The sequence below is a fragment of the Aurantimonas marianensis genome (assembly GCF_024195285.1).
GTDB lineage: Bacteria > Pseudomonadota > Alphaproteobacteria > Rhizobiales > Rhizobiaceae > Aurantimonas > Aurantimonas marianensis.
In genome coordinates this window covers 25,417-37,684 of record NZ_JALHBS010000074.1, presented here as the reverse complement: position 1 = coordinate 37,684, position 12,268 = coordinate 25,417, and the positions used below count along the sequence as shown (strand labels likewise).

13 protein-coding genes are annotated in these 12,268 nt (G+C 63.8%); 11 read left to right on the top strand and 2 right to left on the bottom strand.

What is annotated here, in order from left to right:
* On the top strand, window positions 1-1,738 hold a 1,738-nt coding region (locus MJ956_RS12645), incomplete at its 5' end, for an EAL domain-containing protein (RefSeq protein ID WP_253964812.1).
* A gap of 42 nt (window positions 1,739-1,780) precedes the next feature.
* Here the strand turns inward: MJ956_RS12645 and MJ956_RS12640 are convergent.
* Window positions 1,781-2,089: an EthD family reductase gene (locus tag MJ956_RS12640; RefSeq protein WP_253964811.1), complete on the bottom strand. Its 309-nt coding sequence runs from the start codon at window positions 2,087-2,089 to the stop codon at window positions 1,781-1,783.
* A 77-nt stretch (window positions 2,090-2,166) separates the two neighbouring features.
* The gene (locus MJ956_RS12635; protein ID WP_423724861.1) at window positions 2,167-2,853 is read right to left on the bottom strand and encodes a TetR family transcriptional regulator C-terminal domain-containing protein; all 687 of its coding nucleotides are present in this window, start codon (window positions 2,851-2,853) and stop codon (window positions 2,167-2,169) included.
* A gap of 151 nt (window positions 2,854-3,004) precedes the next feature.
* Between MJ956_RS12635 and aptA the strand changes: the two genes are divergently transcribed.
* The 10 genes from aptA to MJ956_RS12585 are packed head-to-tail and all read left to right on the top strand — an operon-like array spanning window position 3,005 to window position 12,151.
* Window positions 3,005-4,333 carry an omega-aminotransferase AptA gene (gene aptA, locus MJ956_RS12630; RefSeq protein ID WP_253964810.1) on the top strand — a complete coding sequence of 443 codons (1,329 nt, stop codon included), beginning with the start codon at window positions 3,005-3,007 and terminating at the stop codon, window positions 4,331-4,333.
* 41 nt (window positions 4,334-4,374) lie between these two features.
* Window positions 4,375-5,622, top strand: a complete 1,248-nt coding sequence (locus tag MJ956_RS12625; RefSeq protein WP_253964809.1) for a Zn-dependent hydrolase — start codon at window positions 4,375-4,377, stop codon at window positions 5,620-5,622.
* Between the two features lie 8 nt (window positions 5,623-5,630).
* The gene (locus MJ956_RS12620) at window positions 5,631-6,263 is read left to right on the top strand and encodes a hypothetical protein (RefSeq protein WP_253964808.1); all 633 of its coding nucleotides are present in this window, start codon (window positions 5,631-5,633) and stop codon (window positions 6,261-6,263) included.
* Between the two features lie 49 nt (window positions 6,264-6,312).
* Complete coding sequence (locus tag MJ956_RS12615) at window positions 6,313-6,531, top strand: antitoxin MazE-like protein (RefSeq protein WP_253964807.1); 219 nt, start codon at window positions 6,313-6,315, stop codon at window positions 6,529-6,531.
* Window positions 6,528-6,911, top strand: a complete 384-nt coding sequence (locus tag MJ956_RS12610) for a type II toxin-antitoxin system PemK/MazF family toxin (protein ID WP_253964806.1) — start codon at window positions 6,528-6,530, stop codon at window positions 6,909-6,911. The genes MJ956_RS12615 and MJ956_RS12610 overlap by 4 nt, the downstream gene beginning before the upstream one ends.
* Entirely contained in the window at window positions 6,908-8,356 is a 1,449-nt protein-coding gene (gene hydA, locus MJ956_RS12605) for a dihydropyrimidinase (protein WP_253964805.1), read from the top strand. Before MJ956_RS12610 ends, hydA begins: the two co-directional genes overlap by 4 nt.
* A gap of 13 nt (window positions 8,357-8,369) precedes the next feature.
* A complete protein-coding gene (locus MJ956_RS12600; protein WP_253964804.1) occupies window positions 8,370-9,188 on the top strand; it encodes an ABC transporter ATP-binding protein in 819 nt (272 codons plus the stop codon).
* A gap of 12 nt (window positions 9,189-9,200) precedes the next feature.
* Window positions 9,201-10,148, top strand: a complete 948-nt coding sequence (locus MJ956_RS12595) for an ABC transporter permease (protein WP_253964803.1) — start codon at window positions 9,201-9,203, stop codon at window positions 10,146-10,148.
* Entirely contained in the window at window positions 10,145-11,119 is a 975-nt protein-coding gene (locus MJ956_RS12590) for an ABC transporter permease (RefSeq protein WP_423724858.1), read from the top strand. The genes MJ956_RS12595 and MJ956_RS12590 overlap by 4 nt, the downstream gene beginning before the upstream one ends.
* Window positions 11,120-11,152: 33 nt before the next feature.
* A complete protein-coding gene (locus tag MJ956_RS12585) occupies window positions 11,153-12,151 on the top strand; it encodes an ABC transporter substrate-binding protein (RefSeq protein WP_253964802.1) in 999 nt (332 codons plus the stop codon).
* Window positions 12,152-12,268: the final 117 nt, after the last annotated feature.

Sequence of the window (12,268 nt, the reverse complement as noted above, 5' to 3'; positions counted from 1 at the left end):
CCTCGCGCTCGAGGAAATGGGGGCGCGCTGCCGCGAGATCGAGACGACGATGATGAGCGAGGCGGACATGATGGCCGTGCGACTCAACCGGCAGGAAAGTCAGTTGGGCGCCGCGCTGGACAACATGACGCAGGCGCTCTGCATGCTCGACGGGCAAAAGCGCCTGGTGCTCTGCAACCAGGTATTTTCCCGTCATTTCGGCGAGGTGGCGCCGGGAACGCCCGCGCGGGCCTTCCTCACTGATCCCAGCTTGATCCTGCCATTGCGTGAAAACGAGACGGCAACGGACCTTCTGGAGGTCGGCGGAGCCATCATGGAGGTGAAACGCCGCGGCATGAGCGCTAAGGGCCTTTTGATCACCTTCGAGGATATCACCGAGAAACAACGAATCTCGCGGCGGTTGGAACACGTGGCGGGGCACGATGGGTTGACCGATCTGCCCAATCGCAAGAACTTCGCCGAGGTGCTCGACGGGCTGTTGTCGAAAGGCCGGGGGCTGGTCGTCGCCGTGGTCGATATCCGTGGTTTCAAGTCGATCAACGATACCCACGGGCATCCGGTCGGCGACGCGCTCTTGAAGGAATGCAGCAACAGGCTCGTGCGAATTTCAGGAGCCAGGGCGACCGTGTCCCGTCTTGGGGGGAACGAGTTTGCGATCGCTTTGCCAGGAGTGCGGGGGACCGGCGACGCGGATTTGTTCGCCGCGTCTCTGGTGGCCAGTTTTCAGTCACCATTCGACGTGGAAGATCGCCGGATCGAGGCGAGAGGCAGCGTCGGCACGGTCTATATCGGGACCGGCCAACGACTGGCGGGCCCCAGCGCAGACATCGTCCTGCAGAATTGCGACCTTGCCCTCTACCAGGCAAAGCAGGAGGCGGGGAGTGCCTATCGCCGGTTCCGACCTGCCATGCGCGAAAAGCTTCAGCGCCGTCGCGAAATGGAACTCGACCTCCAGACGGCTTTGGACGAGGGTCAGTTCGAACTTTACTATCAGCCTTTCGTCGACACCGATCGCAAACGTGTCAGCGGTTTTGAGGCACTGCTGCGTTGGCAGCATCCCAAACGCGGCATGGTCTCGCCCTCCATTTTCATCCCGCTAGCGGAGGAGACCGGCCTGATCGAGCGGCTCGGCAAGTGGGCGCTCGAGACCGCTTGCAACGAAGCCGCCAAATGGCCGGAGGATCTGACCATCTCGGTCAATCTGTCGGCGGTTCAGTTCAAGAGCCCCACGCTGGTGGACGACGTTCGCGGCGCGCTGGCAGCTTCCGGTCTGCAACCACGACGGCTTCAGATCGAGGTGACCGAATCGCTGTTCCTGGACGAAGGGGACCGGGTGTTGTCGATCCTCAAGGAGTTCCGCCGGCTGGGGCTGACGATCTCCATGGATGATTTCGGGACCGGCTATTCCTCGCTTGGCTATCTAAGCCGCTTTCCATTCGACAAGATCAAGATCGACCAATCCTTCGTCCGCGACATGGCGCGTGCCGAGAACATCGCCATCGTGCGCTCGATCATTGGCCTTTCGCGGGCGCTCAACATGAGCGTCATCGCCGAGGGCATCGAAACGCCAGAGCAGATGCAGATCCTGTACGGCGAAGGCTGTCGGGAAATGCAGGGCTATTTCTTCTCCAAGCCAAGACCGTCGTCGGATCTGGCCAAGATACTGATGGAGGTGGCCAACCAATGGGGAAATGATCGTCCTTCGCTCCGTGCCGAGAAATCCGTCGTGGCGGCTTGAAGGCGTTGCCGGACCGCGCCCGATTGGTCGGGCTTTGAACAGTCAGATATCCTTGGTTTCGAACATGAGCAATTCGACGCCGCCATCGGCGAAGTTGCCGAGATCGGCCGCTGTGGCCTGTCCCTCGGCGGAAGCGAGCCCGGCTTCGATGTCGGCCATCGAGCCGAAGGTCAGCGTCGCGACTAGACGATAGCCGCTATCGCCGCCGGGGCCGGCGACATGGCCATCGCTGACGTCGTAGTGCCTCAGCCCCGGAATGGTCTTCGCGAGCGGCGCGTGGGTCGATTTGTAATGAGCGTCGAATGCCGCCGGGTCCTTCGGGTGCCTGTATAGCGCGATGAGCTTGGCCACGAGTGGGACCTCCCTGGATGCCGGTGCCCACCGACGCGTGGGATCATGGGCCGAAGGCGCGCGTTAGGCAACCGGCCTCACGGCCTCAGCTTCAGGCCGTTGAGCACCAGGGTCAGAACGGCCTGCGCGGCCTGCCCGCGGAATCCGGGCTGGTCGATCTGGTCGCCCATCACGGCACGGATCTGCACATCGAAGTCCGCATAGTGCTGGGTCGTTGCCCAGATCATGAAGATAAGGTGATGCGGGTCGACCGGCGCCAGTCGCCCGCGGCCGACCCACTCGCGGATGATCGCGGCCTTTTCGTCGACCAGGTCTTTCAGCGTGGTTTCGAGAAAGCCGCCCATGACCGGTGCGCCGGCCAGAATTTCGTTCGCGAAGAGGCGGGACGCGGCCGGCTGTTCGGCCGCCATCCGCAGCTTCTCGGTAATGTAGCGGCGCAGTTCCTCGACCGGGTCGCCGGCGGGATCGATCGCGGCGAGCGGCGCCAGCCAGTCGCGAAGGGTACGCTCGAGCACCGCGCGATAGATGTCCTGCTTGCGGCGAAAATAATAGAGCAGATTGGGTTTCGACATACCCGCGCGAACGGCGATCTGGTCGACCGTGGAGCCACGGAATCCGTGGACCGAGAAGACCTCCAGGGCCGCTTCCAGGATGATCTCTCGATTGATCGCCTGAATGCGGGTGGGCTGGCGATCGTCATCCTCGACGCCGGCACCGGAATCCGGTGGAGGGACCGTCGCGTCCAAGACCTGCTGCCCTCCCATCTTTCGAGTGCCGGCCCGGTGCCGCGTAGCGGTTTCGCGGCGAAGTCGCTTGACCCGTTCCGGGCGACCTTCTAGCCTTCATTTTGACCATTTAGTCAAGATTTCTGGCGTCTTTCCATACATGGATCGTCGCTTCCGGAGGGGCAAGCCGATGAACGAACACGCGACGATGGTCCCCAACAATCTCGAAGCCTTCTGGATGCCCTTTACGGCGAACCGGCAGTTCAAGCAGACGCCGCGCATGTTCGTCGCCGCCAAGGACATGCACTATACGACATCCGACGGACGTCAGGTGCTGGATGGCACGGCGGGGCTGTGGTGCGTCAATGCCGGCCATTGCCGGCCGAAGATCACCGAGGCGATCCAGCGCCAGGCGGCCGAACTCGATTATGCGCCAGCCTTTCAGATGGGCCATCCCAAGGCTTTCGAACTGGCCTCGAGGCTGGCCGCCATCGCGCCGACCGGTCTCGACCACGTCTTCTTCACCAATTCGGGCTCCGAATCGGTCGAGACCGCGCTGAAGATTGCGCTCGCCTATCACCGTGCCAAGGGCGAGGGTGCGCGCTTCCGCCTGATCGGACGCGAGCGCGGCTATCACGGCGTCAATTTCGGCGGCATCTCCGTCGGCGGCATCGTCGGCAACCGCAAGATGTTCGGCACGCTGCTCACCGGCGTCGACCATATGCGCCATACCCACGACCCTGAGCGCAACGGCTATTCGCGCGGCGAGACCGAACATGGCGCCGAACTCGCCGAGGATCTGGTGCGGATCGCCACTCTGCACGATCCCTCGACCATTGCCGCGGTCATCGTCGAGCCGGTGGCGGGATCGACAGGCGTGCTGCCGCCGCCGAAGGGCTATCTCAAGCGCTTGCGCGAGATCTGCGACCAGCACGGCATCTTGCTGATCTTCGACGAGGTGATCACCGGATACGGCCGCATGGGCGCGGCCTTCGCCGCCGATTATTTCGGCGTGACGCCGGACATCATGGTCACCGCCAAAGGCCTGACCAACGGCGTCATCCCGATGGGTGCCGTCTACGTGAAGGACGCGATCCACGACGCCTTCATGAGCGGCGCCGAGCATCTGATCGAGTTCGCCCACGGCTACACCTATTCGGGTAATCCGATCGCCGCCGCGGCGGGTCTGGCGACGATCGAGACCTACAAGGAAGACGGGCTGTTCGAGCGGGCGAAGGCGCTGGAGCCGGTCTGGGCCGACGCGATCCATTCGCTGAAGGGCGAGCGGCACGTCATCGACATCCGCACGATCGGCCTGATTGCGGCGATCGAGCTCGATCCGATCGCCGGCGAGCCGACCAAGCGGGCCTTCTCGGCCTTCCTCAAGGCCTATGAGGCGGGGCTGTTGATCCGCACCACCGGCGACATCATCGCGCTGTCGCCGCCACTGATGATCTCCGAGGATCAGGTCGGCGAGATCGTCGAGACCCTGCGCACGATCCTGACCTGCCTCGACTGACGACGGCCGCCCATCGCTGAAGACCAGACATGAGGGATTTCATGAGCCTTGCTTCCAACCTCCAGATCAACGGCGACCGGCTCTGGGATTCGATCATGGAGATGGCGAGGATCGGGCCCGGCATCGCTGGCGGCAACAACCGCCAGACGCTGACCGACGCGGACGGCGAGGGCCGGTACCTGTTCCAGTCCTGGTGCGAGGCGGCGGGGCTGACCATGGGCGTCGACACCATGGGCAACATGTTCGCGCGGCGCGAGGGTGCCGACCCGGACGCGCTGCCGGTCTATGTCGGCAGCCATCTCGATACCCAGCCGACCGGCGGCAAGTATGACGGCGTTCTCGGCGTCCTCGGCGGGCTGGAACTGGTCCGCACGCTCAACGACCTCAACATCAAGACCAGGCATCCGATCGTCGTCACCAACTGGACCAACGAGGAAGGCACCCGCTTCGCTCCGGCGATGCTGGCCTCGGGCGTCTTCGCCGGCGTCCATGACGAGGCCTGGGCGAAGGACCGCGAGGACTCCGCCGGCAAGCGCTTCGGCGACGAGCTGAAGCGGATCGGCTGGGAGGGCGAGGAGCCGGTCGGCTCGCGCCAGATGAAGGCGTTCTTCGAGCTGCATATCGAGCAGGGGCCGATCCTCGAGGACGAGGGGATCGACATCGGCGTCGTCACCCACGGGCAGGGGCTCTACTGGCTGCAGGTGACGCTGACCGGCCGCGAGAGCCACACCGGTTCGACACCGATGCCGAAGCGCCGCAACGCCGGGCTCGGCATGGCGCGGATCACCGAGCTCGTCCACGAGGTGGCGATGGATTACCAGCCTAACGCCGTCGGGGCGATCGGCCATGTCGAGATCTATCCGAACTCGCGCAACATCATTCCCGGCCGCGCCGTCTTCACCATCGATATCCGCTCGCCGTCGAAGGAGACGCTGGATACCATGCGCGAGCGCATCGAGGACGGCATCGACACCATCGCCGAGGCGCTCGACATCGGCGCCGCGGTCGACGAGGTCGGGCATTTCGACCCCGTGACGTTCGACGAAGACTGCGTCAAGGCCGTCCGCGATGCCGCCGAACGCCTCGGCTATTCGCACAGGAACATCGTCTCCGGCGCTGGCCACGACGCCTGCTGGATCAACCGCGTCGCGCCGACGGCGATGGTGATGTGCCCCTGCGTCGACGGCCTGTCCCACAACGAGGCCGAGGAGATCTCCAAGGAATGGGCGACGGCGGGGGCGAACGTCCTGTTCCACGCCGTCGTGGAGACGGCCGGGATCGTGGAGTAGAAATGAGGGTGAATAGAGCCATCGTAGGGACGATTGTTCTTGCCCTCAACGTGCCATTCGTGGCGCCGACCTTGGCTTACGAGGATGGAAGAAACTCGGCGGTCCAGCTGCTGCCACGGCTGGAGAGCGGCGAGGAGGGTGACATAGCGTTACGCCTTCGGGTTCAAGGATGCGGCAGCGATCCCGGCTGTGACTTCTTCGTTTTTCGCTGTCCGTTGATTGCTGACAAACCCGGCTGGCCATGGAGGCAATCCGCCAACGTTACAGAACCAGCGCTCGACCGGTTGATTGTGCTGGAGTATCGCGGCATCGGTATCGGCACTATGATGGCCATCACAATGATGGCGAGATCGTTCTCCTACGGCATCAAATCGGGGCCAAAATCAGCATACTTCACCCTCGTCAAAGTGGAGCGGATGCCGAATGAATCAAATCAAAGCTGGCGGTTCGAGTGGCAGCCGGAAAGCGAAATGAACCTAAAGGAAATACTGAATATATTTCAGGGAGATGGCAGTATCTTCTTGCAGTTCCCCAGTTCGACTTTCTGGGGCCCACCTCTGGAGATCGAACGCTCAGACGAGGCTGGTAAGGTCGATCCGGTGACGCAATTTGCTGATGCGTGTTTAAAACTGGCGGAATAGTCAGATCGCAAGAGTGTGGGCGCTGGACTAAAATCGACAGGAGGTCGCAATGGGAAGGCCGAAGGAACTGACTGAAGAACAGCGCGCCGACCTTCGCGCAAGAGGCTTCGTGCCTGTGGAAGTCTGGGTCCCTGATTGGGATAGCCCCGAGTTCAAGGAACAACTGAAGCGCGATTGCGATGCCATCAATGCCGCCGATCGTCGGTCGGGCGAGATCAATCGCCTCTCCGAGGAGATCGCCGATTTGTGGGACGATCTGCCTTCATGAAGCGCGGCGATGTCGTCCTCGTTTCCGGGAAAGGAGACTACGGGAAGTCGCGGCCGGCTATCGTCGTTCAGGCTGACTATCTTGCCGAACACCTGGGCAGCGTGACCGTCGTCCCGTTTACGAGTGACCTGTCAAACGACATCTCCATTCGATTCCTCGTCGAACCACATCCTTCGAACGGGCTTCGTGAGCGCTCGCAGGCGATGGTCGACAAAATCCAAACCTATCCTCGAGAGAAGGTCTTTGGGCCGATCGGCACTCTCGAGCCTGAACAGATGATGCAGATCGAGCGTGCTCTGATCACCTTCCTGCAACTTGCAAGCTCACTTCTTGCCGGCCCTTCCACGATTCCGTCGATCAGCCAAGGAGCGACCCCATGACCATCGTCATCAAGAACGGTACCGTCGTCACCGCCGACCGCACCTGGAAGGCCGATGTCCTGATCGACGGCGACAAGATCGTCGATGTCGGGCCTGATCTCGACGGCGACGAGGTGATCGACGCCTCTGGCGCCTATGTCATGCCGGGCGGCATCGATCCGCACACCCATATGGAGATGCCCTTTATGGGCACCTTCTCGGCCGACGATTTCGATAGCGGCACGGCGGCGGCGCTGGCCGGCGGCACCACGATGACGGTCGACTTCTGCCTGCCGGGACCGGGGCAGGGGCTCATCGACGCGCTGCAGACCTGGTACCAGAAAGCCGGCAAGGCGCGCACCGACTATTCCTTCCACATGGCGATCACCTGGTGGGGCGAACAGGTCTTCGACGAGATGCCGAAGGTCGTCAGCCAAGGCATCAACACCTTCAAGCACTTCATGGCCTACAAGGGCGCGCTGATGGTGAACGACGACGAGATGTTCGCCTCCTTCTCGCGCTGCGCCGAAATCGGCGCGATGCCGCTGGTCCACGCCGAAAACGGCGACGTCGTCGCCTTCCTGCAGCAAAAACTCATGGCCGAGGGCAATAACGGGCCGGAGGGTCACGCCTATTCACGCCCGCCCGAGGTCGAGGGCGAGGCGGTCAATCGCGCCATCATGATCGCCGACCAGGCCGGCGTGCCGCTCTATGTCGTCCATACCTCCTGCGAGCAGGCCCATGAGGCGATCCGCCGGGCGCGGCAAAAGGGGATGCGCGTGTTCGGCGAGCCGCTGATCCAGCATTTGACCCTCGACGAGAGCGAATATTTCAATCCGGACTGGCAGCATGCGGCGCGCCGGGTGATGTCGCCGCCCTTCCGCAACAAGATGCATCAGGATTCGCTCTGGGCGGGGCTGGCGGCTGGCTCGCTGCAGGTGGTCGCGACCGACCATTGCGCCTTCAGCGATGAGCAAAAGCGCATGGGCGTCGGCGACTTCACCAAGATCCCGAACGGCACGGGCGGGCTGGAGGACCGGCTGCCGGTGCTGTGGACCAGGGGTGTCAGAACTGGCCGGTTGACGATGAACGAGTTCGTCGCGGTCACCTCGACGAATATCGCCAAGATCCTCAACATCTATCCGAAGAAGGGCGCGATCCTGCCCGGCGCCGATGCCGATATCATCATCTGGGATCCGGCCGCGACCAAGACGATCTCGGCCAAGACCCAGAAATCGGCCATCGAATACAACGTCTTCGAGGGCATCGAGGTGACCGGCCTGCCGGTGATGAGTTTTTCGCGCGGCCGGCTCGCCTACAAGGAGGGCGATGTGCGCGCCGACACCGGCGACGGCCGCTTCGTCGAGCGGCCCGCCAACGCGCCGGTCAACACCGCGCTGTCGACCTGGAAGGAACTCACCGCCCCACGCAAGGTCGAGCGGTCGGGCATCCCGGCGGGTGTCTGATTTGAACGTGACAATGGATCAGTCGATCAAGGACAGCAGCGCGCAACGGCAGAGGCGGGGCGGGGTGATCTCCGCCCGCAATCTCGACCTCGTCTTCGAGACGGCCGACACGCCCGTCCATGCCCTGTCGTCGATCGATCTCGACATCTTCAAGGGCGAATTCGTCTCCTTCATCGGCCCGTCCGGCTGCGGCAAGACCACGCTGCTCAGGGTCATCGCCGACCTCGAACAGCCGACCGGCGGCACGATTTCGGTCAACGGCATGACGCCGGATCAGGCGAGGCAGGCGCGCGCCTATGGCTATGTCTTCCAGGCGGCGGCGCTCTATCCCTGGCGCACCATCGAGAAGAACATCGCGCTGCCGCTGGAGATCATGGGCTTCAACAAGGCCGAGCGGAAGGCACGGATCGAGAGCAATCTCGAGCTTGTCGGGCTGTCCGGCTTCGGCGGAAAATTTCCCTGGCAATTGTCGGGCGGCATGCAGCAGCGCGCCTCGATCGCAAGGGCCTTGTCCTTCGATCCGGATCTTTTGTTGATGGACGAGCCCTTCGGCGCGCTCGACGAGATCGTTCGCGATCATCTCAACGAGGAACTCTTGAAGCTCTGGGCGAAAACGAAGAAGACCGTCGTTTTCGTCACCCATTCCATCCCCGAGGCGGTGTTCCTGTCGACGCGGATTGTGGTGATGAGCCCGCGTCCCCGCCGGATCCACGAGGTGATCGATTGCGATCTCGGCCCGAACCGGCCGCTGGAAATCCGCGACACGCCGGAGTTTCTGGAAATCGCCCACCGGGTGCGCGAGGGCCTGAGGGCCGGGCACGGCTATGATTGAGGGGGCGCGTCAATGACTGCTGCCCCGCCCATCGCCGAGCCGGGTGCCGGCATCGGCTATGCCGGTCCCCTGCGGCGGCTCGGCCGGCGCATGGTCGAGGGCCGCACCGTGCCGGTCCTCACCGTCGTCGCGGCGATTTTGGCGATCTGGTATCTCGCCGCCATCGGCATGAACTGGCAGACCGAGACCGACAAGCTGGTTCGCGCCGGCGAGGCTTACGGCATCGCCGACACGATCGCGGCGACATGGAGCGCCGAGCGGCCTATCCTGCCGGCGCCGCACCAGATCGTCGCGGAAATCTGGAAGTCGACGGTGCTGGTCAAGCCGACATCGCCGCGCTCGCTGCTCTTCCATGCTTGGGTGACGCTGTCCTCGACCCTCCTCGGTTTCGTCATCGGCACGGCGCTGGGCGTCGCGCTCGCCGTCAGCATCCTCCATTCGCGCACGCTCGACAAGAGCCTGATGCCGTGGATCATCACCTCGCAGACGATCCCGATCCTCGCCATCGCGCCGATGATCATCGTGGTGCTCAACGCCGTCGGCGTGCAGGGCCTTTTGCCGAAGGCGATCATCTCCACCTATCTGTCGTTCTTCCCGGTCGCCGTCGGCATGGTGAAGGGACTGCGCTCGCCCGACGCCATGCTGCTCGACCTGATGCACACCTATTCGGCGAGCCGGCCGCAGATATTGGCGAAGCTCCGCTGGCCGGCGTCGATGCCGTTCCTGTTCACGTCGATGAAGGTCGCCGTCGCCGCCGCGCTGGTCGGCGCCATCGTCGGCGAACTGCCGACCGGGGCGGTCGCCGGCCTCGGCGCGCGACTCCTGGCCGGCTCCTATTATGGCCAGACCATCCAGATCTGGTCGGCGCTGGTTGCCGCCGCGGTGATGGCCGGCGTCCTCGTCTGGCTGGTGGGACTCGGCGAGCGCATTTCGCTGAAGCGCATGGGGGCGCGGCCGTGAGCGGGGCACGGGTCCTCGGCGGCTCCGGGCCAGCCGCGACCGCCCTGACGGCGGCGCTTGCCGGCGCTTCGGCATTCGCGGCGCTGGCGCTGCTGGAAGCCGGACAGCGCGGGTTGGCGCTGGCCGCCGTCATCGCCGCGTTCTGGCTGTTCTCGTGGCGCTTGACCGTCAACCTCGCCGCGCTGGAGCCGCAGGGCCGCGCCGGACGAACGGTCCTCGGCGTCCTGATTCCGCTGGTGTTCGGCGTGACGCTGCTGCTCCTGTGGGAGTTCATAGTGCGCGGGCTCGCCGTGCCGAGCGTGCTGCTGCCGGCGCCGTCGGACATCGGCGTCAGGATCACCAATTCCTTGTCGATCCTGTGGGCCGATTTCGTCCAGACCTATCTGAAAGCCGTGGTCGCCGGTTACGCGCTCGGTTGCGGCTCGGGCTTTCTCGTCGCGGTGCTGATCGATCGCTCGCCCTTCCTCAAGCGCGGACTCTTGCCGATAGGCAATCTCGTCTCGGCGCTGCCCATCGTCGGCGTCGCGCCGATCATGGTGATGTGGTTCGGCTTCGACTGGCCGTCCAAGGCCGCCGTGGTCGTCGTCATGACCTTCTTCCCGATGCTGGTGAACACTGTCGCCGGACTCAACGCCGCGGGCGCCATGGAGCGCGACCTGATGCGCACTTATGGGGCGAGCTCCTTTCAGAGCCTCGTCAAGCTGCGGCTGCCGGCGGCGTTGCCTTTCATCTTCAATGCCCTGAAGATCAACTCGACGCTGGCGCTGATCGGCGCGATCGTGGCCGAATTCTTCGGAACGCCGATCGTCGGCATGGGCTTTCGCATCTCGGCCGAGATCGGCCGGATGAACACCGACATGGTCTGGGCCGAGATCGCCGTGGCCGCGCTCGCCGGTTCGTTGACCTACGGCCTTCTCTCCGTCGCCGAGCGGGCCGCGACTTTCTGGCATCCGTCCTACCGCAAGGGGTAGGCTTCAACATAAAACAACAAAGGGAGAATGCAGATGAGGAAGCTTCTGGCAGGCGCGGTGGTCGCGCTCGCGGGTCTGGGTCTCACGGGGCCGACGATGGCGCAGGACGCGCTGACGCTGCAGCTCAAATGGGTGACCCAGGGCCAGTTCGCCGGCTATTACGTCGCCAAGGAAAAGGGCTTCTACGAAGAGGCCGGTCTCGATGTGACGATCAAGCCTGGCGGCCCGGACATCGCGCCCGAGCAGGTGATCGCCGGCGGCGGCGCCGACGTCATCGTCGACTGGATGCCGGCGGCGCTGGCGGCCCGCGAGAAGGGGCTGCCGCTCGTCAATATCGCCCAGCCGTTCAAGAAGTCGGGCATGGAGCTGACCTGCCGCAAGGAGACCGGCATCGAGAAGCCGGAGGATTTCAAGGGCAAGACCCTTGGCGTCTGGTTCTCCGGTAACGAGTATCCGTTCCTGTCCTGGATGTCGAAGCTCGGCCTGTCCACCGAGGGCGGCCCGGACGGCGTCACCGTCATCAAGCAGGGCTTCAACGTCGACCCGCTCATCCAGAAGCAGGCCGACTGCATCTCGACGATGACCTACAACGAATATTGGCAGGTGATCGACGCGGGAATCCCGGAAGAAGAACTGACGGTGTTCAAATACGAGGACCAGGGCGTCGCGACACTGGAGGACGGCCTCTACGTCCTCAAGGAGTCGCTGAACGATCCGGCGATGGTCGATAAGCTCGCGCGCTTCGTCAAAGCCTCGATGAAGGGCTGGGAATATGCCGCCGAGAACCCGGACGAGGCGGCCCAGATCGTGCTCGACAACGACATGACCGGCGCCCAGACCGAACAGCACCAGAAGCGCATGGTCGGCGAGATCAACAAGCTGGTCGACGGCTCGGACGGCACACTCGACACGGCCTCCGCCGAGAACACGGTCGAGGTGCTGATGGGCGGCGGCTCGGACCCGGTCATCACCAAGCAGCCGGAAGGCGCGTGGTCGAGCGTCGTGACCGACAAGATGAAAGAGATGCAGTAAGGGCGCGACAGCTCCCTTCGCTTGATGAGGGCCGGGGCACTGCTCCGGCCTTTTTTCGTGGCGTGCGGGCGTCGTTATCAACGGACCAGCGTCGCCGTTCGACGGTCAGAGCCTCTT

What these genes read in the sequence shown, in the direction of transcription:
- MJ956_RS12600 (WP_253964804.1), top strand. Translation starts at nt 8,370, where the DNA reads ATGGATCAGTCGATCAAGGACAGCAGCGCGCAACGGCAGAGGCGGGGC.
- MJ956_RS12625 (WP_253964809.1), top strand. Translation starts at nt 4,375, where the DNA reads ATGAGCCTTGCTTCCAACCTCCAGATCAACGGCGACCGGCTCTGGGAT.
- aptA (WP_253964810.1), top strand. Translation starts at nt 3,005, where the DNA reads ATGAACGAACACGCGACGATGGTCCCCAACAATCTCGAAGCCTTCTGG.
- MJ956_RS12635 (WP_423724861.1), bottom strand. Translation starts at nt 2,853, where the DNA reads ATGGGAGGGCAGCAGGTCTTGGACGCGACGGTCCCTCCACCGGATTCC.
- MJ956_RS12615 (WP_253964807.1), top strand. Translation starts at nt 6,313, where the DNA reads ATGGGAAGGCCGAAGGAACTGACTGAAGAACAGCGCGCCGACCTTCGC.
- MJ956_RS12595 (WP_253964803.1), top strand. Translation starts at nt 9,201, where the DNA reads ATGACTGCTGCCCCGCCCATCGCCGAGCCGGGTGCCGGCATCGGCTAT.
- hydA (WP_253964805.1), top strand. Translation starts at nt 6,908, where the DNA reads ATGACCATCGTCATCAAGAACGGTACCGTCGTCACCGCCGACCGCACC.
- MJ956_RS12610 (WP_253964806.1), top strand. Translation starts at nt 6,528, where the DNA reads ATGAAGCGCGGCGATGTCGTCCTCGTTTCCGGGAAAGGAGACTACGGG.
- MJ956_RS12585 (WP_253964802.1), top strand. Translation starts at nt 11,153, where the DNA reads ATGAGGAAGCTTCTGGCAGGCGCGGTGGTCGCGCTCGCGGGTCTGGGT.